Source organism: Gilvimarinus sp. 1_MG-2023, assembly GCF_030548285.1.
This window is the reverse complement of sequence record NZ_JAUOSC010000002.1, coordinates 133,772-157,739: the sequence shown is the minus strand read 5'-3', so window position 1 is coordinate 157,739 and position 23,968 is coordinate 133,772. Positions and strand designations below refer to the sequence as shown.

The following is a 23,968-nucleotide window of genomic DNA, read 5'->3' as shown; positions in this document are numbered from 1 at the left end:
AACCTTGGGGTTTTAACTGTACGGTTATCGTACTGTTTTTTGATGTCGTTTAAGTATTTGGCTAAGTGACTGTGCGCTTTCCCTCCAGGTTAGCCAGGGAAGTTTGGTTGAAGCTGGGTGTTCTCCGTTTTGGTATAGCCGGAGCCACCGCTGAACCGCCTCGCTTAAAGCTTGGGGCTCACTACCGCTAAAATAAAACGCATGATCTTTGGCAACCTCTTTAAATACTGGAATGTTGCGAGCAATAATGGGCTTGTTGTGCTGGGCAGCCTCAATAAGTGGTAAGCCAAATCCTTCGCCGAGTGATGCGGCCAATAAGCAGGTAGACGCCTCGTAAGTTTTAAGCAGGTACTCATCGCTTATTGATTCCAGCCAAAAAAGGCGTTTGCCCTGTTCAGGGTGGTTGCGAAGGCGTGTAGCTAGGCTGTCTATCATCCAACCCTCCTTACCTACGATGACAAGGTTAATATCGACTTCTTGCGACCATAATATGTCAAATGCTTTAAGCACTTGCTCATGCCCTTTTCGGGGCTCTACTGTGCCAACCATAATAAAGCTAGGTATGCGGTTGATTTGCTCTAGCACTTTATCGGCAGTGTTGGGAAGGCCCATCGTCGGGCAGGATGTGTCGATATCAGAGCCAAGGTGAAACCAGCTTATATCAGGGCGTTCACGGTTATCTGTTACATTGTTTACAACCCAATCATGCAATTCGTTCGCTACCGTGCTAGAAATACAAATGGCGGTGTCGGCCTTTGCTATAACTTTTAACCATTCTGTGTGTATTTCTTTAACGCCGGGTGGGAACATAGGTTCAAGCAGTATCGGGAGTAGATCATAAACAACAAATGTGACATTGATACCTAAGTTCTGAAGCTGATGATACAGCCCCTGATTGTCTGCGTTAATGACATGGCCGCAGGCGAAGTCGAGGCCTAGAAAAGTGTCGCCCGCCTGAGCGTCGATAATTTCATCCTCCAGTAAATTCTCATCCGCGCCTATAAGGCCAAAGGTATAATTTCTTGCGTGGCGATAGAGCCATTTTCCGTTGACATCACTTAAATATACTGGCTCTATGCGGTAACCTTCCGGCGGGCAGTCGAGTAACGCTATTGTTAATGCGCGAACAACCCGTTGAATGCCCGTTTTTAGGTCATTTTGCAGTATTGCTGAGACGTCTATATATAAGCATTTAGCGGGTTTTTTATCCGGTAAGTTGTAGGATAATGCGTCCGCTAACTGCAAGAGGTAATCGTCATCAGTAAGGGAGGGGAGGATGCTGCCTAGGTTCTGGGTAATTGGTTTAAGACCCAGGTGGTTATTTAAATAATGTTTCTCTATTGTGAAGTGATACTTGTCTGCACAAATGGTAGGTGCATGCTCGCTCTGTACAAAAGACTTCGCTGCGAGTGCGATATTGTTTCGGTAGTTGGTATCGATGTATAGCTTCTCTAGCTCGGTTACTAGTTCGGCACTTGAAAAGTCATCCGGTAGTTTACAAACCCCTGTGCCTGGTAAGTCGGCCATTGAGCCATTGGCGTTAACGATTGTAGCGATTCCCTGACCCATGCAATCAAGCACTGCAGCAGAGGTTTCGCCACGGGATGAGGTGCGAAGCTGAACGGCAAGATCAGCCGCCGCGAGATATAGCTGATAGGTTTTTGGGTCGGTCCAGCCAGTGATGCGTATTGAACCTGCCTGAGTGTGCTGGGCGATCTTTATTTTGAGTTCATCGTTGTATGTGTTTTTATGTGCGTAGCCTACAAAAACCAACTCGCAATTAATGGCATTTTTGAAATCTTCAGAGCTTTCCCAAGCCTCCAGTAGTCGGTGGTTTTGTTTGGTTTTGCCAAGGAAACCAAAACTACATACCAAGAATTTATTTTCCGCAATACCAAGCGCTTTTCTTGCTTGCTTTTTGCTGATGTTGTCGGGTTTTACCTTAAGCAGAGGGATGACAGAAATGTTATCGGTATTGTAGTACCAGTTTTTTGCAAGCTTAACCGAATGTTTAGAGTGCACGATAGTGCCGAAAGAATTTTTAATTACATCGAAATTGCATGGGTATCGAAGGGTTGTTGCTTCATCTCCTTCGATGAAACGTTTTCTTATACTATTATAACCATGGGATGCATAAAGCTCTTTCCAAAAGCCGTTTGTTGATTGATTTATTGCATCACGATGTTTCTGCGCACCACTTAGAAAAAAATCATGTAAAACGACGATGCCGGGGTGCCTCTGTAAGGCTTCAAAATATGGGGTGTGCATCGGATTGTTGCCGAAATGATACAGTATGCGATCATAGTGTGGTGCCGCGGTTAAAAACTCTTCTACGGTGAGTGTTTGGCAGTTGTCTTTTATCCACGGGCAGGTAATGTCGGCCTGATTAGTAACAACATCAATTTCATAATACTTGGATAATGCGGGCAGTAAATCTGCGCTGTAGTCGGCAATGCCCGAGCGCTCCGGAGGTAGGGGCGAAACATGGGCCAGACGAGGCTTCTTTATTGGCTTATTATTTGGTGTTAAAGGATAGTTTTCTGTGAGATTTTTCCAGGTATCGAATGCAGCGGCTGAGGTTTGATCTATGTCATTTGAATTTATTACTTCTAAATTTAAATGGTATGCGTGAGTATTTATTTGCTGTGTGCTAATAACACAACCATTAGCCCAATTGAACACCGTTACAGGGAGTCGCCCACCGGGGCTGTTAATATTTTTCAGCGCATTGATTCTGCTAGTCTCTAGGTCTGTGCAGTGCACGGCGTCAGGCTTTAAGCTGGCGATAAAACTACTATAGGCCAGCTCCGAAATTTGCTTGTAGAGTGTATTATCTATAGTCCCCCTGGGTGGGGTAACAAATAAACGGATATTCTCTTGGGGTAAAAGCCCGTAAAATTCGGATCGAATAGTCCGAATGCTGTGGGGGCGTAAATCACTCAGCACCAAAAAAATGTCATGCGCTTCGCGACTACGTACCAGCGCTTTTGCAAATGCCAGAGCATAAGGCCCAATACCATGGGTGAAGTCGTTAGCCTGCGCGCCTTGCATATCGACCACAATCCGCATTATCGCCTTCCCCTGTCTCTGGCGATGACGGTCTTTAGGTCTCGATAGATTTCACGCCCTTTTGGAGTTAGCGGTAGTGTATTTTGGGGGCTGACCTCACTTGGTACCATGGTTAAATGCGCAGGTTTGGGTGGGCCCAGAATGAGCCCTCTATAGATTGCGAACTGCCGTATATGGGATAAAATCGCTGGATACTTGCGAAGGTAGTATTTTGTGCGGTCAGCCAGATAGGGGCGCCGTAACAAAAACCTCATTAACGCAAGGGCGAAAGGCAGAGCGATGGCCTTGGCCACTCTAATCGCCAGTTGCAATAACCATGTGATCATTTCTGATATCCAGTTTATACACCCGGTTGGTTTTGTCGTGGTTCGGCACCAGTTTCGGGTGCCAAATAACATTCAGGGAGGTGACATGAGGCATTTTTAGAAAATTTCCTCAGCCGTCAAAATTGGCACTGTTGATAGCAGAGCGGGCCAATAATAGCCCGCACTGCTATCAATTGCGACCGTATCGGTCTTCGAACCGAACGATATCGTCTTCCCCGAGGTAGGCTCCACTTTGTACTTCAATGAGGTGCAGAGAAATTTGGCCGGGGTTTTCCAGTGCATGCACACTACCGACCGGAATGTAGACTGACTGATTCTCTGTCACTAACGTTGTATTCTTGTCGATAGTGACTTTCGCGGTGCCAGATACCACAATCCAGTGTTCGGCGCGGTGGTGGTGCATTTGTACGGACAGTTTTTCACCTGGTTTGACCGTGATGCGTTTTACTTGATACCGGTCGCCGCTATCGATGGACTCATATTTACCCCAGGGCCGATACACATCACGGTGCAAGCGGTACTCATCTCTACCGGAGGCCTTAAGTGATTGAACCACGGTTTTAACATCCTGCACTTGATCTTTGGCGGCCACTAAAATGGCATCTTTGGTTTGCACCACGACAATACCGTCGAGCCCCACAGTGCTGACCAGTGCATTTTCAGCGAATACATAAGTGTCGCGGCTGTTGTGTTGTATCACATCCCCTTTACTGGTGTTACCTAGCTCATCCTTCGCTTCGACATCGGCCATGGATGACCACGAGCCAACATCGCTCCAGCCTGCATCTAGGGGGAAGACAATGGCCCGCTCTGTATTTTCCATCACGGCGTAGTCAACAGACTCGGAAGGGCAGAGTAAAAAGTCCTCTTTATTGACCCGGACAAAGTCTAAATCCTCTTCTGGCGCAGAAAAGGACGCTTGGCAGGCTTGGAAAATTTCGGGACGGTGTTGGTTTAGCTCTTCCAGGTAGCGATCGGCACGAAACAGGAACATACCGCTATTCCAGTAGTAATCTCCGCTAGCCAGGTAGGTTTTAGCCGTTTCCAGGTCGGGTTTTTCCACAAAGCGTTTTACGGCTTGGCCTAGCTCACCGCCAGCCTCACCCCGAATGTAGCCATAACCTGTTTCGGGGTAGGTTGGTACGATACCAAACGTCACCAAATCGCCTTGTTGAGCCGCCTTGGTGGCTTTTTCGACCACGGCGCGAAAGGAGTCTGGATCGTTTATAACGTGGTCGGCCGGTAAAACCAACAATACAGCGTTGGGGTCAGACTCCAGAGCGGTGAATGCAGCCAACGCAATGGCTGGTGCAGTGTTTCTGCCGGCTGGCTCCAAAATAATATTGTGGTCAAGTTGGCCGATTTGGCGCAGCTGCTCGGCGGCTAAAAAGCGATGCTCTTCGTTGCAAACCAGAATAGGGGCTTTAGGGTTAAGTCCTTCGAGCCGTTGTAGTGTGTCCTGTAATAGGGTGTTTTCACCTACCAAGGGCAAGAATTGCTTGGGGTAAAGCTCTCTGGACATGGGCCAGAGCCGGCTACCGGAACCGCCGGATAGAACAACAGGAAAAATCATGTAAGCAATTCCTCGCTTGGTAACATATTCAAGATCTAAGTTGTGAAAACGGTAAGCATCGCTATATTTTGACGTTTACCGTTTGTTATTGGGCTAGCTTAGCTCATTCATCACAGTGTCTAATTGGTCAGTGTCTAACAAGTACGGGATTAATGCCAAAGCATCTTGATAGAGCTGGTTGTTACACAGCGAGTCAAATTTAAATAATAAAGCTGCCAAAGCAACCGATTGTACCTCAATCGATTGTAAAGCGGGGCGCTGATTGGCCGCTTGCAGCAAGGCGTTTGGAAGGAATTCAATGCTTTTTCGGCTGATAGGCCAACCACTACCGAGCGGTTCCAGCGTCCAGCGTCCCCAAAAGGTTACCTGTAGCTCACCTTCACCATCTTGCATCAGCGTGTTGGCGTTAATAGTGGGATTAACCACAACTAAAGGTAGGTTGCGGACAGTCTCCAGCATATCAGGTAGTTGTTCTTCCAGGCTGCTTACTAACGGCCGGCTTTCCTCATTTGCAGCTATATACAGTCGCTCTATAACTGTTTTGTCCAGGCGCTGCCAAAGCATTGGGTGAGATCGTGCGTACCGGGCGGCCAAATCTTCCGGTGGCTCAAAGGCCCACAGGGTCGTTAGATAGCTCTCGGTGAGTTTGCCCGGCGCGATATTCACACTCTCATCGGGTAGGGAAAAGAGGTGATACTGCCACTTGCTTAGCTGTCCGGCAGCTAATAATGGTAGGGCAGGCAAGTAATCGCTGGATTCGTCAAACAACAGCGTTGCCTCATGGGTGGCTAACAAGGATGGGCTTTTTCCATATAGGCGTACTAAATAACGGCTTAGTAGTTCGTCTTTATTGTTGTGCGCATCAATTTCTAAAGCCACTATCTCGTTTAATCCCGTTTGATGCCAGTTGATACTTAATCGTTCAGCGTCTATCGCTAACTGTTCGAGTAAAATCTGGCGTACCCATTTCTCACGGGATTGAGGCATAAACAGTGACCAAAACTCCATTTGTTTTTCATCAGCTTGAGCTAGGGAGTGGCCCTTAAAAAACAAAGCGTTTAACTTACGGCGGCTGTCATATAGGTTGACGATCGCTGACACTAACCGATTGGTTCGATTAAAGGCTTGCCGGGTAATTAATAGGGAGATAATTGCAATTATAAAGCCTTGTACCACCCCGAATAGAAACTCTAACACTAAAAAGAAGAACGCCAGTAAAAACCCCAATGCCGTTAGCACTGGCACCACTGATGTTAGGTTTTCGTTGATACGCTCACGAAGTGCTTCACTGCTTCTGTGAGCCAGACCAATGCCTGTTATACACAATGCTGTGTAGCTCATTACCAATAAACACAGAGATGGGAAAATAATTCCAAGAGTGGTCCAAACGCAAACAATAAAGACGGTGTTTGCTAAGGCTCCTGCATAACGGCGGTAACTAGAAGCGGCAAGATCATCTTGATTTTCAAATAAAACGATTTTTTGGCCTTGAGCCAGCAGGCGCTTAGCACCAATATTTGAAGCCCAGGTAATAAACTTTTCCATCGCCAGGTGAGTCAAATAGAAAGTGGGAGCTGCAACACAAAGTGATAAAATTAAAACATCTCGGTCAAACTGCAAAAAACTTTGGGGAAAATAACGCGGAACACGTTCAGAGCCAATAAGAATCAATACTTTTAACGGTAAAAGTGATGCTAGCAGCATAGCCACTTGTGACACTAAGGTAGCGAGTATGACAAACAGTGTGGGTGCTGGGGCAACCCGGAGGAATTTCCCTCCCAGAGACCAAAGCCAACGAAAACTGTCAGAAATGATTGCAATCAAGGATATACTCCTGACTTGATGACATGAAATTTAAGCTCACTGCGATTAGCGATACAGTAAGAGGTGTAGAAGTACCAATAAACTTAAATTTCATCATAGTAACCACAATAAATTGAGCGTTTTTCAACAGTTGTCTCAATGTTTATATTCTAAGTTCATTATACGCAACCGTCAGAGGAGAAAACTACCATCGACCTTACTCTGCAGTATGTAAAATAAGGTTAGAAGTAGCATTTGCGCTAGGGGCGCTTCAACTCAACTCCTTCAGGCGTGGCGGTATAAGGTAAGAACCTCATTAAACTCCCCATTTGAGTTAAGCTTTCAGTTGTATTTCGCAGTGAGTCTTCCCCTGGCCCCAGTGCACGTCATTGTGTGGGTGTGCTCCGCGGGTCAATAATGGAAAGAAGCAGTGACTTGAGCCAAGTCAGATCTGTATATACAACATTAACCTCTGAAACTGTCTTGGTTACTTAAAAACCACTTATAAGCGTCGTGCAGGCCGTCTTCCAGGGTGATTGAGTAGCTCCAGCCGAGTTTGCCTAGACGCGTGACATTCATAAGCTTACGGGGTGTGCCGTCAGGTTTCGATGCATCCCAATGAATCGCGCCTGAAAAACCCACAACTTTGGCGACGGTCTCTGTCAGCTCTTTGATCGTGCAGTCCACGCCTGTACCAACGTTAATATGGCTTAGCATTGGTTGCGTATGTTGCTGATAGGTGTTGTTATCTAGATTCATAACAAACACACTGGCCGCGGCCATATCGTCAACGTGTAAGAATTCGCGCATTGGGGATCCTGTGCCCCAGGCTTTTACACTGGTATCACCGCGAATTTTCGCTTCGTGAAAGCGGCGCAGTAAGGCGGGTATTACGTGGCTATTTTCAGGGTGAAAGTTGTCATGGGGCCCATATAGATTGGTTGGCATTACCGAGCGGTAATCGCGGCCATACTGTCGGTTGTAACTTTCGCATAACTTGATACCGGCAATTTTGGCAATAGCATAGGGCTCGTTAGTGGGCTCAAGGGTGCCGGTAAGCAAGGCTTCTTCTCCCATGGGCTGTTCAGCCATTTTGGGGTAGATACAAGACGACCCCAAAAACAATAACTGCTGAATGCCGACTAAATGAGCCGAGTGAATAATATTTGACTCGATCATTAAGTTTTCGTAAATAAACTCAGCTGGGTATTCATTATTGGCGACAATGCCGCCTACCTTGGCCGCGGCAATATACACCTGGTCAATTGCATTTGACTCGAAAAATGCTTGAACAGAACTTTGATCAAGCAAATTTAAATCAGTGCGTGAGCGAGTGATTATATTGACATCAGCGAGTTGTTTCAGCTGTCTTACAATAGCTGAGCCGACCATGCCGTTATGGCCGCTAACAAATATGTTTTTCATCGTGTTAGTCCGAACAAAAGTGACTTACTCCACAGATACTGGCACGTTATAGCCATGTTCTTTTAGGAGAGCGTGGCGCTTAGCGGCTTTTAGGTCTTCGGCCACCATTTCGGCGCACATTTCTTGCGCAGTGATTTCGGGTGTCCAGCCAAGTACATTTTTGGCTTTAGTCGGGTCGCCTAATAAGGTGTCAACCTCGGCAGGGCGGAAGTAGCGCGGGTCAACTTTTATGAGTATATCGCCCACGTTAATGTTAGGTGCGTTGTCTCCCTCTACGGCTTCAACAATGCCTTGCTCCTCAACACCTTCACCTTCAAATCGCAAGGTTATGCCCAGCTCTTTAGCGGACCAACAGATAAACTCGCGCACTGAATACTGAACGCCGGTTGCAATCACGAAGTCTTCGGGTTGGTCTTGCTGCAGCATCATCCATTGCATGCGCACATAATCTTTGGCGTGGCCCCAGTCCCGCAGGGCGTCCATATTGCCCATATATAAGCAATCTTCCAGGCCCTGGGCAATATTGGCTAAACCGCGGGTGATTTTACGGGTAACAAACGTTTCGCCGCGCCGGGGTGATTCGTGGTTAAATAAAATGCCGTTGCAAGCATACATACCGTAGGATTCTCGGTAGTTTACGGTAATCCAGTAGGCGTAGAGCTTGGCGGCTGCATAGGGTGAGCGCGGGTAAAATGGTGTCGTCTCTTTTTGGGGGACTTCTTGCACTTCACCGTAAAGTTCAGAGGTTGAAGCTTGGTAGAATTTAGTTTTCTTCTCCAAGCCTAGTAGCCGGATGGCTTCCAGAATACGCAGTGTGCCCATTGCATCAACATCAGCTGTGTACTCTGGCGACTCAAAGCTGACAGCCACATGTGACTGAGCACCTAGGTTATAAACTTCATCTGGCTGAACTTCTTGCAAGATGCGGGTCAGGTTGGATGAGTCTGTTAAATCGCCATAGTGCAGTACAAAATTTTGGTGCTCTACATGTGGATCTTGGTAGATATGATCCACGCGCTGAGTATTGAAAAGAGATGCGCGACGTTTAATACCGTGTACTTCGTAACCTTTTTCTAACAAAAACTCAGCCAAATAAGAGCCGTCTTGTCCTGTTACGCCGGTGATTAGTGCTTTTTTCATTTCCGTCTCGCTTTAGATTTTCTCGTATTGCCACTAAAATAATTTGTTGTATTACGCTAGTGTTAATTTGAAAGCTTCTACAAATTGGTTAATATATGGATACGTTTTACTTAAGCTATAGTTATTATACCCAACAAAGGCAATATCATTGTGTTGAGCTGCATTGATATCGTTCAGGGAATCACCTATTAAGACGCACTCATTAGAGTCTCGACTCTTGATTATATCACTGACAATAGCTTCCTTTGTTTTGGGCGAGCCAAAGATCCCATCAAACTTGGTCTCTATGCCGTGATGTCTGCATAAGATTTTGAGGTCCTGCTCGTCTGAGGCGGAAGCAATAAACATTCTTTTTTTTAAGTGCATGTGTTTGATAAATTGTATGGTATCTTCAATGCGTAGCTCGGGCGCTGTGAGCAATCGCATGGTGATTTCGGAAAACTGGTTGGCAAGTCGCTCTACAGTGTCATCGTCAACTGGCTTCCCGAGTAATGTGTTGAAAAAGTATCTTATTTTATGATACCGAGAAAGTCCGCCATTCGCTCTGTGGTACTCCACAATTTTCCGAGTATTATCTTCCCCGTAGCTTTTAAAAAGATGCCTAAACCCTTCTTCTTTAATATGGTTCGAGTCTAGGATGACACCGTCGAAGTCGAAAATTAGTGTCGAGCATTGAGATATTAGTTTGAGTGCCAGAGCGTCAGACATTTTCGAACACCTCGTTTTTTAATTTTCCTGCTTTACTGAAGCGAATGGCCTCTTGCACTGCCTGAATTTCCATGTCGACTCGGCTTGACGTTGTGCTAGCGCCCATGTGGCAAGTCAGAATGCAGTTGTCTAACTCTTTAAGAGGGCCGCTATATGGCTCATCATAAAAAACATCTACCGCAGCGGCCGCAACTTTTTGAGACTGCAAAGCTTGATAAAGCGCCTCTTCGTTGACAATGCCTCCTCTGGCGGTATTGATGAGAATGGCGTGTCTTTGCATCAGGCTTAGGTCATCATAGGTGATATAGTCACGCGTTGACTCTGTTAATGGCAGGTGCATTGAAACGATATCACTGTATTTGAGTACATCCACCTTGGGGGCTAAGGTGATATTGTAAAGCTTTGAGAAGGCAATATCTGCGTTATGGTCATGAGCAATAAAATTAACGTTAAAGCCCGCGAGCATATGCACTAATGTTTTACCAATACGCCCCAGACCGAGAAGCCCGACGGTACGATTATTGAGTAAGGTCCCCATGTGACGCCGCCATACACCCTGAGTCTTGAGGTTGTTGTTGGTCTCAGTGACTTTACGGCAACAGTCGAGTATTAAGCCGACGCTAAGTTCTGCTACTGCTATTGTAGGGGCGTCAGGTGTGTACGCGACGCGAACGCCCCGTTTGCGACATAGGTCGAAGTCAATGCCATCTAAGCCTATACCTACACGAGAAATTAATTTTAGATTTGGCGCTTTATTAAGCACATCTTGAGTAATGCTTTCAGTTCCTGCAATCAAAATATCCGCATCTTTAATGTCATTTGCTAACTCTTCAGAGGTTATTTTTCGGCCAAAGTTATTGCAGCGGTATTCGAACCCATTGTATTTAAGCTGGTTAATAGGCTCTGTGGAGATTGAGCCGAAGGGATCTGTTGATATGTACACCTTCATTATTTTATGCCTGCCTTCACTTGTTGCATGCACTCCATGGCTTTGTCTCGCATAAAAAAGTAGTCGATGCTGTAGGCGAGCAGGTTGCAGCCTTGGCTGATGCGCTTCAATAAAACACTGGGGTCGGTTTCGACGACATGGAAGCCGACAGATTTATTCATAGTTTTACAGGCATCAAATACCGATGTGATGGCACTTTGAACATCTTCTCGGTCGTATTCACCTGGCACACCCATAGAGGCCGACATGTCGTAAGGGCCAATAATAGCACCATCAATCCCCTCTACTGATATAATATCTTTAATATTATTAGCTGCATTTATATGCTCTATCTGGGCAATAATAACTAGCTCTTCATCAACCCACTTTTGGTATTCCTTGAAGTTCAGCCCATATTGTTGAGCTCTAAACAAGCCTACACCTCGGGTACCTTTGGGTGGGTAGGTGGCAAGGCTAACGGCCTGCTCGGCATCAGCTTTGCTGCATACCATTGGAACTATAATGCCGTCGGCGCCAAAGTCCAAAATACGCTTAATAACCACCTCTTCATTTTTGCTGACACGAACCAGAGCTTGCATGCCGTTAGCTTGGATGGCGCTAATAAGGTGTTTAGCGCGGGTAAAGTCGATATCGGTATGTTCTAGGTCGATAACCAACCATTCAAACCCTGCGTGTTTAAGTATTTCTACGGCGGATATATCCCCTAACATCAACCAAGAGCCGATGGTTAGTTCGCAGTGACGAAGCTTTTCTTTTAGTGACATTATTTATTTCCTCAAATCGTTATAAAGTAGCTCCGCCAACACAAAGTCTTCTGGCTCGTCAATATCAACGGCTTCTAGTTTATTGACTTCAAACAGCTTGGGTCTTAAGCCGATACGTTTTTCGTCCGCTTTCGCAAAGGCCTCTCTTGAAAAAATGTAAAAGTTAGAGTTCTCTTCAAAAAGTGGATCAAGGTCTTGAGTGCGACGAAGCTCATTGGGGTTATGGTTAATAGGTTTACATCCCTTGTCGTACAATCTAGCTTGAAGGCGAGTTACAGAAAAAACCGAATCACAGTCTTGGCCGAGGGAGTCAAAGTAAAATTGAATGCCTTCGTCCAGAGTGTCTGATAGTAACAGCGGGTTTGTGCTGTGAGTTTGAATAAAGTGTGTGCTATCAAGCTGAGTAAGGTCATATTTAATTATGTCATTCATTGATACAAAATCGCCTTGAATGCTTTCAGGTCGATCAATAATTTTAACTTTTTCTCCAAACGCTTCTCTAGCATCCTCGGCTATAATGTCGCTATCAGTATTTATCGCAATAAAATCAATAAATCTAGACGCCGCCAAAGTTTTAAAAATAGCATGGTAAAGTGGTTTTCCGCCAAAAGGCTTCATGTTTTTGTTGGGGACTCGTTCAGAATTCCCTTTCATGGGTAACAGTGCAGTGATATTCATGCGATTTCCTGCTGTTGATTATTTCAGTAACATTTGCGTGAGGAACCAAATATCGTTTTCGGACTGCAAGCAACCTCACCCAAATGCGAGTGTAAGACCCCCATTTTAAACAGCCGTTAAAAGTAGAGGGGTATGCGGCTTTTAGTAGCCACCGTGGCGGGACACCTCCGATTGAGGTATTCGGCCGTTCATTGTTGTACTGCCATTGCCACTGAGTCGCAAGCTCTTGTGCGTGCTCAACACTATCAAAGTCATGCAGATCGAGCTACTCGTGTCGGGCCGTACAGTTAAGACGTTCAACATAGGCGTTCTGAGTTGGCTTGCCTGGCTGAATATAAAGTAGCGTAATCTGATGCTGATTTGCCCAGTTAACCAAAGCCCCAGAAATATACTCTGGCCCATTATCACAGCGTAAAGCAGCCGGCTTTCCTCGCCACTCTATCACTTGCTCCAACGCCCGAATCACGCGAAGCGACGGCATGGATAAGTCAACATCAATCGTCAGGCACTCACGATTATAATCGTCAATCACATTGAAGGTTCGCAAACTCCTGCCGTCGCTCAGGCTGTCGGACATAAAATCCATGGACCACACGTGGTTGATGGCGGTAGGAATACTCAGCGCATCAGGCTTATCACGCTTGATCCTGCGTCTAGGCTTTATTCGTAAATTAAGCTCCAGATCACGATAGATGCGATACACCCGTTTGTGGTTCCAGCCAAATCCCTTCACATTGCGAAGATACAGAAAGCACAGCCCAAAGCCCCACCGCTTGTGGGTTTCAGTTAAATGTAACAACCAGTCCGCTACTAACGCATTCTCACCCCCTAGCTTTGGTTGATAGCGGTAACAGCTCTCACTGATATTATAAGTGGCACAGGCAAGCCGTATACTGATACCGTGCCTCCCGATCGCGCGTTGCGCCATCTCTTTGCGTTGAGATGGCTTTACAGCTTTCCCTCAAGGGCCTACTGTCGTAGCTCGGCCTTAAGGCGCTCCTCGGCATACATCTTCTTGAGGCGCCGATTCTCGTCTTCTAGCTCCTTGAGGCGCTTCATCATCGACGCATCCATACCGCCGAGCTTCGACCGCCACTTGTAGAACTGAGCTGAGCTCATACCGTGCTCACGGCATAAATCCGGAACGGATACTCCGCCCTCATTCTGCTTCAAAATCGCCAGTATCTGGCTATCGCTGCAACGTGACTTTCTCATAGAAAACTCCTTGATCCTATTTTAATGGAATTTTCTACTAATAACCGCAGTGGATTATTGGGAGATTACACAGAAGAAATCCATTCGCATTGTCTTGACGCGGCCGCCTAACAGTCAAACCTCCTCTAGCCTTAGATCTGATAGCGTAAACCTGAAAGTCGGCATATTTTTCCAAAATGTCTGGTATTCGATATACCTATATTCATCAATGCTATATTTGCGCCGAATTTACAAGTTCCTGTATATTATGTGCCTATAAAACCAGTTTTAGCGCACTTGAGCTTTAGGTGTAACCTAATTATTTAGTTATCAGAAAGTGGAATCTTGACATTCTATTTGTTATACCCGTCGGGGAGGCTTGCCTTGTGCCTAAGTGGGCATTTAAAAAGAAAATGAACATTTGATGCGGAAATATAACAGTTAGTCGCTATATTATTTCCCGCCCATATTCGTAATATTTCTTATACTCTACAGCCCTATTAAATTGCTCCATATATTCGCGGTAAGTTAGCTTTTGGTCGCCAATAGATGGAGTTAGTAGGTTTAATATAGATTCTGGATCAACCTCGCTGGCTATAATATCACGGTACTTATGAACAACTTCCACAGCACAATCAGGGAGATCATATAAATCGAATAGGCATATCATCTTTAATATTTTCTGTAAACTATAAGCGCCTCCCAGTTTGGCCTCATGATTTGGGTCTCCCAGATCACGAAGATAAACTGCATTTGCCCAACGAATCTGCCCTGAGTCAGAAACAGTCGGCCGATTCTTCAAAAAAGGTCTGGGAAGTGCAGAACGAGCATAACGCTTTTTCTCAAAGTGAAATAAAGAAAATCCAGCCTCCCCTAGAATTTTATCAACATTGCGAAATAAATTTGCATCATCTCTCTGAGCACCCGTAAAACGAACTTCAACATCTAAGCCAAGTACCTGTTGTGCACACAATATTTTCTGCGCGCCAGTTAACACCTGATAATCATGCCCATCAGTATCAATCTTAATAAAATCTATTTTTTCATAACCAGTTTCTCTGAAAAAATCATCAAGACTCACTCCGTGATTTGCAAAGGCCAATTCTTGGCCAGAGTTGAACTCTTCCTTGATTCGGTTATAACCGGTCATTTTTTTAACTTTTACGGCAGCCAATCTAGCGCCCAAGGCACTACCTCCGGGAGCCGATACTCTATCTTTTCTTTTTGTGTTTTCTTTAATTGAAGATAATTTATCTACAGAAACAGGCAAAACATAAGCTGCGTGGTATTTAATGTTTGGATTTTTTTCAGCATTGTTAAGCCGTTCAACTTCATGAATTAATGGATCGAATCCATGTAGGGTAAGTTTTCCTGGGAATGACCTCCAAATCCGTGGATAACCTTTTGATGCCCCAACATCAACAACAAATATATTTTCAGTTAAATTGGGCAGAAGCGCCTTGGTTACACTCGATTTGTAATTAATATTGTTAATGTCCATATATCACCTAACATTCTTATTGCTCAGATTTTCTCATGAAGTTACATTAGTAAATTTCAACATCTTACAGCTTGATTTGCTTACTCTACTTGGAGAGGCTTGCAGTGGCGTTTAGCTCTAGCGATTAGTTCTGTGTTTGTCGAATTTATATGCACTTGTAAACTACATCGTTGCTGATGATTTCACAAAGGCGTTTCTGTACACCATGAAGCTCATTTAAAATAGTAACGTCAAGCTCAATACCGATTGAATCAGCATAACCGGTATGTTTGGACCTGTCACCATCAGGCGCGGATGCGGTGGACGCGCTGCCTACCTTACCCAGCGCCAGGGCCTTGAGATATAGTCTCACTGAGTGGATGTCTTGAGCCATTCTCTCCTGCGATACCACAACCAATCGTTCTTTCGGGACTACTTTAAGTGTCGCTTTCAGATGCTGGTCGTATTGAAGCTTGCGCGAGGCGAAGTGTTCATAATATTCAGTCAGCTCACACTCAGAGTAAAAGTCGCGCTCTTTCCAGGCAAAATGCTGCTTTTGCCTACCTGTCCGTGCGATAGTGCGATGCATATTATGCCAAGACACAAGAGATTTTACAGGGTCTCGGACACATAGCACGATAAAACTATTGGGATTAAGCTTAACGAGATATTCGAGTGAATTTCGGTTATATACGTAAGACGTGTATTTGTGCGCGAGAATGGTGCCCCTCTCCACTTCAGGGCGGATATCGCAAATCAATGGCCAAGGGACCTCGATGGCCCCCTCTGGTGTGCGCAGAACCCTGATCTGAGGATCTTCCATAAGGCTTCGGATCAATGCACTTGTTCCACATTTTGGAAATCCGATGATTATAATTTCAGGGTTCATATTCTTGGCCCCTAACTGCCGAAGTCGGCAGTTCATACCCAAGAGACGTACAGACATCTCCATACTTTTCTATAAATATGCCAGCGAGGTCTTCATCAAAGTAATTCTTCCAATCGCCCGGCACTCCTTTCCGGTAATGGCTGGAAGTGTTTTCTAAACCGGGCTCCCGCTTTGTGATGCTGCGGAAGGAATAAGCTTCGTGAAGTCGGTGCAATTCACGATCAGATATTTTTAGCTCTGCGAATTCTAGTGAATGCATCATTGATTTTTGAAAGTTGCCAATCAGGTCTTCATATTTGAGAAGCAGCAAAACTTCGCTCTCAATTAATGGTAACCAACTTTTAACAGCCGAGCAGTACGGAAGGCTCTCCTCCTCTACGAGCATTAATAACCCTTCCTTAACGGAAAGTCTATTCAATCTTTCCCGGCTTTCTAAAATTTGAGCGCTATTATTCTTGTGCGTTTGCTTCCAGGACCAATATTGTGAAATTAGAACATCTTTCGGATCCCGAATGCCAAGTATAATCGGCTCGCCCTCATTCACCTTGGGAAGCACATGGTTAGGTGATTCCGTTCTATAGAGCGCTAGAGTCTTCGCAGAGCCCCGATTAATAGGAGTGTTGATCGCCGCCGAATTCGGTTTCGACACTTCGATGTTTGCACCATTGGCATCTGCAGCCGCACGATAAAGGCGTCGAAACCAGTTCGATGCGCATTTATGGAAGGTGACAATGTGTGACTTACTCATGTTCTTTCCCCGATTTTTCTATTTAGTTACTAGGACAAAGAAGTTTACCCCAAGTTCTAACATATTAAGATAACTATCATTTCTCGGATTTCATTTTTTCACATAGCTGATCCATTGTTTCAAAGGAGCCTAGTCCAAGCTTGCGCGCTACGTATAGTGCATTAAACCTGCAAATGCTAAGCATAGGGTTATTTTGATCCCTAGCGCTCGTCCAGAGCACTAAATACTGCTCCAAGGCACGGCGATAGAATCCATCACGAGTTAACCTGTTTGCTGTTTGAAGATTTGCAGGACACAATCCATTTGTAATCTCAGTTTCAGCAGAGTCAGGATTAATGTTTCTATTTGCGGCTCTTGAGAAAACCGATTGAGTCAATGCATCACTGTGGAAGTCGGAGGTAGGTTCGTGTGAGCTAGACACTGCAACTTTGAACAGCTGGCCTCTTAGGTCGTCTCTCAGGTCATTGATATTGTGCTTCTCAAAGGCGATTTTCCGAGCGAGACGCGCCAGTTTATTACGTAATCCAGGGTTCGTCGCCAGTGAACGCAACGAAGTTATGACAGCATCTTCCGTTGGCTCTTCCACTACAACTGCAGCACTTGTAGAGGCCAAATAGTCAATAGTCGCGATACCTCGCGGGCCATGAGCGAAAGTAACGGCGCCAGATGCAAGAGACTCGGGCATTTTATTTGCCATAGAGTAGCGGACATAGCGTCGTGTTAGTTGGTCGTGATTGTAAGCGATCACTGTTATGTCCGCGCCTGAAACCCAATTTCGATATTCTTCGGCAGTGCGATTCACAGTTGCAATTGTCGTGTTTTTAAATTTCTCGAATAAGTGGCTGCTGGCTTTATACCACCAAGGCTGAGTATTGATCTCTAAGACAATATTTAGGCCTTGCTGCGCCAATATGTCAACTGACTTAGCAATTCTGAGTAAACTATCAAGGCTCATATTTGGAGCCAGTCCACCCGAGTATCTAAGCAAAAGGCAGTTATCTTCGTGATGGCGCTGGGGCGGCCACTCAATAGGGTTTACACCATTTGCATATGAATGAAATTGAACGCCGTATCGACGGAAAAATGCATCAGACATCGCATCGCAAATGGACAGCCGCAGCTTGGAATGTTGTAGAAGTTCAGAAAGATCGGGGCCTAAAATTTGCCATTCATCTGAACCGCTAAGTTCTAGATCACGGGGCCAGTCGTCCATTAACCAAGTCACCAAAGGGCAATCACTTTGTCGTATTGTCTCCATGGCAAAGGTGTGCAGCTTGGGTACCTTTGGAACTGGCCTGTAGATAATTATATCGGGCTTAAAAGAATCAACTGCGATTTCGGCTTCTGTAGCCTGCACGGAAGAGCTTTGATACATTCCCTTGCCGTTCATAGATGTCAGTGCTAAATGATTCTTGTCGAATTGCGATATTTGAAGGAATCGACTTGCAGGCCAATCACCAAATAGTGAAGCCTTCACTTCGCCAGTCGCACTCCCATTGCCGGTAGCTGTCATATCGATAACTAGGAGTCTCGGAAAACTCACTTCTGCAATTTTCTGATTATGCTTAGCCACTTTACTTGGGTTATGGGCCTGTGGAAACAGTTGCAAATAGCTTCGTCGTTCGAAAATTTCCAGCTGACCTCCAATTGTTGCGTTGTAGATTCGCTGTTCTGTTCCTTCTAAAGCTCTCTTGGCTTCAGCATATGCCTGCACCATCATCTCAACTTGAGGGTCATGCCAACGGTAGCCCTTACCGAAGTAGTCGGGATTGAAATGATTTGGATCATCAGACTGCATATCCAAAACGCCAACTGAATATTTTTCATTTGATTTCGCGTCCGCCGGAATTTGATAACTGGCGTCGACACCAATTAAGTAAATTTCACGAAACCCCAAGTATACGGCCAGCTGCATTAGAGAGAAAGTTACAGTGCAGCCGGTATATGTTATTTCGTCAGCATTCATAGAAAAATCAAAGCCTTCTGGATAACTTTTTCTTGGCCGGTGATTGTAAAAAATAGTGTCATCTGAAGGGTCAAAAATATAGCCAAGATAGGCCGGAAAAAATTTAATGCTACCAGTAAGGCGCTTCAGGTCTTGAGCCCTATCCTCCGCAACCAAATGATCTTCTACAACGTAGAAAGTCGGCGTCCAGTCAAGGTGCTGCTGCTTGAGAAAGAATCCGTTGACAGCAAATGTCACCTCATCGCGGAGAACAGATAAATCAGTTTGGTTTAGGCTTGGCCCATTTCCGATCAAAAAACAACGTTTATGATTGCGATACTTTTCACGTAAAGCGCGTAACTTGGGTCGATAGCTAGAGTCTAGGTCTTTCTGGTAAATCTGTTGAACGTGCTGAGCACCGAGGATACGATCAACAAGTGATATTCTCTCTGTTGGCAAATAGATAGGAGCCCTTGACGGCAATCGATCTAAGGTCTGGTCGTAGATCTCTTCAAGCTCCAAAGTGGTTTTATTTAGAAGATCCAATTCTTGGTGTGCCTTCATTGCTTGAACTTTTTTCATATTATTTATTTGCCGTTTTTAACGTGTTGACTGGCTTCCTGTCGTCATTGATTTCATTTGATACGTATCATAAATACTTGATTCGACTAAAAAGTGCCCGCAATTTGTATGGTTTCTTGGTTTTCTGGCGCTATTGTTTCTCTACTTCAGTCAGCTTCATAGATGTTCGAATAACAGTGCCAATAGTAATTGGCCGTAACTACTTCTATAGGCTTTAGTTGCATTTAAATATGGTTCGGTAATCCGCCTTTTCAAAAATATTACAGGCCCCGCCAATAGTCGCATCAATAACTTGGCGGCCATCAGCTTCGTATACTTCTCTTGCTATCCTGTATGACGCCTCAGAATTTTCCAGATCGGGGTTGTCCCAGTTTTGCCCATGACCAAAATAATCGGAGCAGAAATGGTTGGAGTCGGGACCCTCCATAATTTTCGATTCGTTTGGATTGCCGGTATATTGAAATCGATGATCCATGCCGATTATGATCACTGTGGTAAACCCAAGGTAATAAGCTACCTGTAGAGCTGCATACGTGACAGTCCAGCCTTCATGCATTCCTTCAAGCGCTAAATCTTTGCAAAAGCGTGCGCCGGGCGCTTGCGTGTTGACCAGATAGGTTAATGCGTCTTCATTCAATAATCCATTTGCTCCAGCGCTTCCCAGAAATTTGGTGCAGTTTAGTGCTTTGATGTCACTCACTGACTGCCCTATAACCTTGTGGTTTACTGATACGTAATAACGAGGATAAAATCGAAACTTGCGTAATCCCAAGTAAATTTTATTCATTCCAATCGTGGTTTCTCGCTTGAGAAAACTTAGATCCATGTGGTTTAGTGAAGGGCCGTTGGCCACCAGTACGCATCGTTGTCCTGCGTGCCTGTTCTGCAGCAGTCCCAATCTGGACACGGTTGCCCCCATCAAGATATTTCTCGGGTTAGAAGAGTGCTTTTGAACTCACTAAATGGATGCATCTTAAAAAATCCTAATGGCATAAATTATTTCCCAAGCATTAATATAATTTTCAACCTGCATGTTGAAAACACGCAGTATATCGATTGCTTTAGCTTTCTTGCTTCTTGAATCCTGAATTCAATTTGAATTGTACGCTCTCTCTACCACTTTATGGTCTTATTCACTTGCCTGAATGAATTTGAACTTCTTATTTCTTTCATAAATGCATCAGAAATATTTTTTCGCGGTCTTGGTTGAATTTCACTTCCACTGCGACCACTGCCGCCGCTGATTTTAAACATATCTATATGGTCTAAGTCGACCGTAACTTGAGATAAGTTCAGTTTTTTGGCCATTTGTATTAGGGTGCTCTGAGGTTGTTCCACAAAGTCTTCATACCTGTAGATTTGGTTTTTATTGAACGGTTCTAGGAATTTGAGAAGCCTGCCACAATATTCATCAAAACAATCGGGCTTAAAATGTACCCATCCGTTTTCTCTTAATGAAATAAAAGAGTCGATGGGGTTGCGTACTGTTACCAAATGTTTGATGTCAAAATGTGGCGATAGTAACCGCGTCACAGTGTCTACATCCGGCACAGGGGCGTTGGTGCAGTAATCTGCGTGGCTGTGCGCTCTAATGATTAGATGGCCGCCTAGCTCTCGAATATGTCGTTCGGCTATTAATATACCGCTAATAAACAGTTCTTCGGCGAGCTTGTCTACCTGGGGCACATGGCCATATATGGCCTGAGTAGTGATATCTCTTGGTGTGTACGTTGCTTTTTTTGTATTAAAGCCAAGGCGTGTGGTTGGGTGTAGCTCACTCAGTAAAAATACGTTGGGCTGCGCCGCTAAGCATTTGGAAATCAACGTGCCACCGCTACAGGCAAAGTGGTGAATAACACGCAGTGTGGGTTTTTTTTGGGTTTTTTCGCTATTTACCACCGCCGCACAGCGCTCCAGTAGGCTCTGGGTGTTACTCAGGCTGCTCGGGTCAGGCATCGCGGTGCCGGCCTCGCTGTTTTTGGCACTGTAGGCGTCAATAAGGCTCAGCGCTTGCTGCAGCTCTTGCTGTAGAGTTTTTAGGTCGGTTGGTTTTGGCATATAGGACGGAACCTCTGCTACAGCTTTTCGAGCAGCTCGGGGTGCTCTTGTTCTATTTGGTGGTAAAAATGCGAGGCAGCCTGCAGTTTGGCGTGCAGCTCTTTTACCAGATCTTTGAGTTCTTGCTCGCTTTTTATTTTCTCGCTGTAGCGTTCGCGCAGATCAGATGCGTCCGCTTCGATTTTGGTTAGCAGTTTCGTACTTAGCTTGGCTGTGCTCCGGTATTCTTTAAGCTCGGTTTGGTTTAGTTGTAATTGGTTTTGTAATGCCGCCTCTCTCTGTCTTTGAGCTTCTAGCTCGCTCTGCGTGTTTTCGTGGTTTTGCTGAGCTAGTTGAAGCGCCACTTTCAGTTCAGCGTATTGCGAGGCAAGGTTGTCTTTTTGATTCTCGAGCTCTACCACATCTTCTTGAGCTTGTTGTAGCTTGTCTTTCACCTGTAATTCGCGACTTTTTTGGGCTTCTAGCGCTTTGTGGGTGCTTTCATGTTTTTGGGTAATCGTTTTATTGATGGTTTTAAGCTCGGCGCACTGTGTGTTTAGGGCGCTGTTTTGATGCTCCAGCTCTGAGTTTATTTTTTGGGCCTTGGCCAGTTGCTGCTTGAAGGCTCGGCCGTATAGTGCCTTGCCCAGCAGGGGGTTGTTTGTCGCTTCCAGTGCCAGGCGTTTAAAGCCTTGGGGTAGCAACAGGTGGTCGCACTCTTCCAGTGTTGCGCCGACCTGGGGGGTGGGTAGGCCATTAATGGCGACGCGCACCTCGATTATATCCAGCGGCTGTAGGGCTTCCCCCAGCCCTTGCAGCAGGCGGGCAGCGGGCAGGCAGTCAATGGTTAGCCAGTTATAGTGTTCTTGGTGGTCGTTCGTTTGCCCCATAAGCTGGCTTAGCGAAGTCGCCGGCAGCTTGGAGTGCTGTTGTTCTTGAATATTAGGCCAAAGGGTGCTCAGGTTCTCTGCGGGGAGCAAGCCGCTTTCGCCTTCGTGAGAGTGCTGGTGCCAGCTGGCCTGGCCTGCGGTATTGTCGACCAGCGCGTGCAGGGCTTTCCAGTTGCGGTGCGGTGACATGGCGTGAGTGAGCATTTGGCTGGCATGCTCGTCGGCTTCAACCGCCAGTAACCGTGGTACTTTGGCAAAGCGTGGCTCGCTCAATACCTCGCCTCGCCCTGCGCCTATATATAGCCAGCCTTCCACAGGTATCAGCGCCTGTAATATTTGCTGCCACTGGGCAATGGTTTGTGTGTTTGCCATAGGTGGTTACTTTAATCCTGATTGGGTGCTGCCAGGGCGATAACGCGAATGCCTTTAAGGCGAATCGTGAGCTGGCGTGTATCATCGCCACCCTTTTCAGAGGGGGAGGCGGTTTTGGCAAAGCGCAGCCGCAGTTGCCAAGGGCCTGGCTCTATACCCCGGGTATCGAATTCGGTGCTTACCCGGCAAGGGAAGGGTTTAAGTGGTAGCTTGCCGAATGTATGTGTCAGGGTAAGTGGTACCTCATTGAGTAACACCTGCATATCTTTGGCAATACGAACGTCCAGCGCGTGGACGATGTCAAACTGCAGCTTAAAGCGCCCCTTGCCAACGGCGGGCAGGGTCAGTGTGCTCTCTGTACCGGGGCCTGCCCAGCGGCCATCGTGCTCGGCCTCGTGCCAGTTATCGCCAATAATGCTTTCGCTGCGCAGGTCAAACAGGGCTTCTTGTAGGGCGTCGGTCAATTGAGGGGTTCTGTGTGGCGCTGTGTAGCCGCCCTCAGACAACTTTTGGTACTCGCAAAAGTAGTGCTCTAACTCCTCTTGCACTTGATGCAGCTGCAGTAATAGGAGTTCGTTCTCTTCCTGGAGCCCCTGCAATTTTGGGTCGTTTGGGCGGGGCGGGCCCTCAGCTGGCTCGGCGGCCTGAGGGGGCGTCTTAGCCGCTTCAGAAAGCTTCTGATTTTCAGAAAAATATTTTTCTAGCTCTTCTTGTACCTGGTGCAGCTGCACTGTAAGGAGTTGGTTCTCATCCTGGAGCTCCTGTTGTTTTTGTATGCCCTCTTTGTGCTGCTGTGCTGCGCTCGATAGTTTTGTGAATTCAGAGGCTATTTTTTGGAGCTCCAGTCGCAGGCTCGACAGGTGTTGCCGCATGGCGGTTTCGCTGTTGATGTCGGCCACAGTTTCCAGATCGCGATACAGGCTGTAACTGTGCTGATCGGCATAGGCTAGGCTGGTGCCCAGAGCTTCAAGTATTGGTTGGGGCAGTTGTTCGTTGTTTTGGGTAACGTCTGTATTCACTGCCAGGCCTGTTTTACTGGCGAGGCTTCCCAGCACTTTATCCGGTGTTTGCCGCAGTGCCAGTTCGCTGACTAGGGTGCAGTGATCGCGGTTGAGCATATAGTGCTGCAACAAGGCGCGGGCTTGGTCGCCCCAGTTTTGCAGGGTCAGGTCGCAGGCTGCATCGCTATTTTGCGCCAGCGCTTGGGCGAGGGCGAGCCCAGGCGGGCAGTAAATAAGCAGGGTGTGGTCGCTGTCTTGCAGGCTCGACTGTAAAACCTGCTCGTTCTCCAGCTCGGCGCAGCGCTTAACCTGAAATAGCCCGTCGGGGAGAAGTTGCTGTGCGGCGGCGTTATGCCACCCGATGTGCCCGATGATGGACAAAGACTGCATTTTGT

17 protein-coding genes and 1 pseudogene are annotated in these 23,968 nt (G+C 46.1%); all 18 read right to left on the bottom strand.

Going from position 1 to position 23,968, the window contains the following annotated elements; all coding sequences use genetic code 11:
• Positions 1 to 24: 24 nt before the first annotated feature.
• The 18 genes and pseudogenes from Q4563_RS03575 to Q4563_RS03490 all read right to left on the bottom strand — a co-directional run bounded on the left by Q4563_RS03575 (position 25) and on the right by Q4563_RS03490 (position 23,963).
• Positions 25 to 3,069: a glycosyltransferase gene (locus tag Q4563_RS03575; RefSeq protein ID WP_303603626.1), complete on the bottom strand. Its 3,045-nt coding sequence runs from the start codon at positions 3,067 to 3,069 to the stop codon at positions 25 to 27.
• 495 nt (positions 3,070 to 3,564) lie between these two features.
• A complete protein-coding gene (locus Q4563_RS03570; RefSeq protein WP_303603625.1) occupies positions 3,565 to 4,968 on the bottom strand; it encodes a mannose-1-phosphate guanylyltransferase/mannose-6-phosphate isomerase in 1,404 nt (467 codons plus the stop codon).
• 93 nt (positions 4,969 to 5,061) lie between these two features.
• The gene (locus Q4563_RS03565; RefSeq protein WP_303603624.1) at positions 5,062 to 6,792 is read right to left on the bottom strand and encodes a hypothetical protein; all 1,731 of its coding nucleotides are present in this window, start codon (positions 6,790 to 6,792) and stop codon (positions 5,062 to 5,064) included.
• A 444-nt stretch (positions 6,793 to 7,236) separates the two neighbouring features.
• Positions 7,237 to 8,196 (bottom strand): GDP-L-fucose synthase, encoded by a 960-nt coding sequence (fcl, locus tag Q4563_RS03560; RefSeq protein WP_303603623.1) that lies wholly within the window; start codon positions 8,194 to 8,196, stop codon positions 7,237 to 7,239.
• A 24-nt stretch (positions 8,197 to 8,220) separates the two neighbouring features.
• The gene (gene gmd / locus Q4563_RS03555; protein WP_303603622.1) at positions 8,221 to 9,336 is read right to left on the bottom strand and encodes a GDP-mannose 4,6-dehydratase; all 1,116 of its coding nucleotides are present in this window, start codon (positions 9,334 to 9,336) and stop codon (positions 8,221 to 8,223) included.
• Positions 9,337 to 9,387: 51 nt separating this feature from the next.
• A complete protein-coding gene (locus Q4563_RS03550) occupies positions 9,388 to 10,044 on the bottom strand; it encodes an HAD family hydrolase (protein ID WP_303603621.1) in 657 nt (218 codons plus the stop codon).
• On the bottom strand, positions 10,037 to 10,993 hold the full coding sequence (locus tag Q4563_RS03545) for a phosphoglycerate dehydrogenase (RefSeq protein ID WP_303603620.1): 957 nt from the start codon (positions 10,991 to 10,993) through the stop codon (positions 10,037 to 10,039). Before Q4563_RS03545 ends, Q4563_RS03550 begins: the two co-directional genes overlap by 8 nt.
• Complete coding sequence (locus Q4563_RS03540) at positions 10,993 to 11,757, bottom strand: HpcH/HpaI aldolase family protein (protein WP_303603619.1); 765 nt, start codon at positions 11,755 to 11,757, stop codon at positions 10,993 to 10,995. Before Q4563_RS03540 ends, Q4563_RS03545 begins: the two co-directional genes overlap by 1 nt.
• A gap of 3 nt (positions 11,758 to 11,760) precedes the next feature.
• The gene (locus Q4563_RS03535) at positions 11,761 to 12,435 is read right to left on the bottom strand and encodes an acylneuraminate cytidylyltransferase family protein (protein WP_303603618.1); all 675 of its coding nucleotides are present in this window, start codon (positions 12,433 to 12,435) and stop codon (positions 11,761 to 11,763) included.
• 133 nt (positions 12,436 to 12,568) lie between these two features.
• Positions 12,569 to 13,650 (bottom strand): annotated as a pseudogene (locus tag Q4563_RS03530) (IS3 family transposase); the annotation flags it as partial.
• A gap of 427 nt (positions 13,651 to 14,077) precedes the next feature.
• Positions 14,078 to 15,130 carry an FkbM family methyltransferase gene (locus Q4563_RS03525; protein WP_303603617.1) on the bottom strand — a complete coding sequence of 351 codons (1,053 nt, stop codon included), beginning with the start codon at positions 15,128 to 15,130 and terminating at the stop codon, positions 14,078 to 14,080.
• 145 nt (positions 15,131 to 15,275) lie between these two features.
• Positions 15,276 to 15,998, bottom strand: a complete 723-nt coding sequence (locus Q4563_RS03520; protein ID WP_303603616.1) for a sulfotransferase domain-containing protein — start codon at positions 15,996 to 15,998, stop codon at positions 15,276 to 15,278.
• Positions 15,988 to 16,746: a sulfotransferase domain-containing protein gene (locus Q4563_RS03515; protein ID WP_303603615.1), complete on the bottom strand. Its 759-nt coding sequence runs from the start codon at positions 16,744 to 16,746 to the stop codon at positions 15,988 to 15,990. Before Q4563_RS03515 ends, Q4563_RS03520 begins: the two co-directional genes overlap by 11 nt.
• 76 nt (positions 16,747 to 16,822) lie before the next feature.
• Positions 16,823 to 19,273, bottom strand: coding sequence for a 6-hydroxymethylpterin diphosphokinase MptE-like protein (locus tag Q4563_RS03510; protein ID WP_303603614.1), 2,451 nt, complete (start codon positions 19,271 to 19,273; stop codon positions 16,823 to 16,825).
• 214 nt (positions 19,274 to 19,487) lie between these two features.
• Positions 19,488 to 20,192, bottom strand: a complete 705-nt coding sequence (locus Q4563_RS03505; RefSeq protein WP_303603888.1) for a 6-hydroxymethylpterin diphosphokinase MptE-like protein — start codon at positions 20,190 to 20,192, stop codon at positions 19,488 to 19,490.
• 194 nt (positions 20,193 to 20,386) lie between these two features.
• Complete coding sequence (locus Q4563_RS03500) at positions 20,387 to 21,229, bottom strand: hypothetical protein (RefSeq protein ID WP_303603613.1); 843 nt, start codon at positions 21,227 to 21,229, stop codon at positions 20,387 to 20,389.
• A gap of 119 nt (positions 21,230 to 21,348) precedes the next feature.
• A complete protein-coding gene (locus Q4563_RS03495; protein ID WP_303603612.1) occupies positions 21,349 to 22,572 on the bottom strand; it encodes a hypothetical protein in 1,224 nt (407 codons plus the stop codon).
• Between the two features lie 11 nt (positions 22,573 to 22,583).
• Positions 22,584 to 23,963 (bottom strand): hypothetical protein, encoded by a 1,380-nt coding sequence (locus Q4563_RS03490; protein ID WP_303603611.1) that lies wholly within the window; start codon positions 23,961 to 23,963, stop codon positions 22,584 to 22,586.
• Positions 23,964 to 23,968: the final 5 nt, after the last annotated feature.

What these genes read in the sequence shown, in the direction of transcription:
- Q4563_RS03575 (WP_303603626.1), bottom strand. Translation starts at nt 3,069, where the DNA reads ATGCGGATTGTGGTCGATATGCAAGGCGCGCAGGCTAACGACTTCACC.
- Q4563_RS03570 (WP_303603625.1), bottom strand. Translation starts at nt 4,968, where the DNA reads ATGATTTTTCCTGTTGTTCTATCCGGCGGTTCCGGTAGCCGGCTCTGG.
- fcl (WP_303603623.1), bottom strand. Translation starts at nt 8,196, where the DNA reads ATGAAAAACATATTTGTTAGCGGCCATAACGGCATGGTCGGCTCAGCT.
- gmd (WP_303603622.1), bottom strand. Translation starts at nt 9,336, where the DNA reads ATGAAAAAAGCACTAATCACCGGCGTAACAGGACAAGACGGCTCTTAT.
- Q4563_RS03550 (WP_303603621.1), bottom strand. Translation starts at nt 10,044, where the DNA reads ATGTCTGACGCTCTGGCACTCAAACTAATATCTCAATGCTCGACACTA.
- Q4563_RS03545 (WP_303603620.1), bottom strand. Translation starts at nt 10,993, where the DNA reads ATGAAGGTGTACATATCAACAGATCCCTTCGGCTCAATCTCCACAGAG.
- Q4563_RS03540 (WP_303603619.1), bottom strand. Translation starts at nt 11,757, where the DNA reads ATGTCACTAAAAGAAAAGCTTCGTCACTGCGAACTAACCATCGGCTCT.
- Q4563_RS03535 (WP_303603618.1), bottom strand. Translation starts at nt 12,435, where the DNA reads ATGAATATCACTGCACTGTTACCCATGAAAGGGAATTCTGAACGAGTC.
- Q4563_RS03525 (WP_303603617.1), bottom strand. Translation starts at nt 15,130, where the DNA reads ATGGACATTAACAATATTAATTACAAATCGAGTGTAACCAAGGCGCTT.
- Q4563_RS03520 (WP_303603616.1), bottom strand. Translation starts at nt 15,998, where the DNA reads ATGAACCCTGAAATTATAATCATCGGATTTCCAAAATGTGGAACAAGT.
- Q4563_RS03515 (WP_303603615.1), bottom strand. Translation starts at nt 16,746, where the DNA reads ATGAGTAAGTCACACATTGTCACCTTCCATAAATGCGCATCGAACTGG.
- Q4563_RS03510 (WP_303603614.1), bottom strand. Translation starts at nt 19,273, where the DNA reads ATGAAAAAAGTTCAAGCAATGAAGGCACACCAAGAATTGGATCTTCTA.
- Q4563_RS03505 (WP_303603888.1), bottom strand. Translation starts at nt 20,192, where the DNA reads ATGGGGGCAACCGTGTCCAGATTGGGACTGCTGCAGAACAGGCACGCA.
- Q4563_RS03500 (WP_303603613.1), bottom strand. Translation starts at nt 21,229, where the DNA reads ATGCCTGACCCGAGCAGCCTGAGTAACACCCAGAGCCTACTGGAGCGC.
- Q4563_RS03495 (WP_303603612.1), bottom strand. Translation starts at nt 22,572, where the DNA reads ATGGCAAACACACAAACCATTGCCCAGTGGCAGCAAATATTACAGGCG.
- Q4563_RS03490 (WP_303603611.1), bottom strand. Translation starts at nt 23,963, where the DNA reads ATGCAGTCTTTGTCCATCATCGGGCACATCGGGTGGCATAACGCCGCC.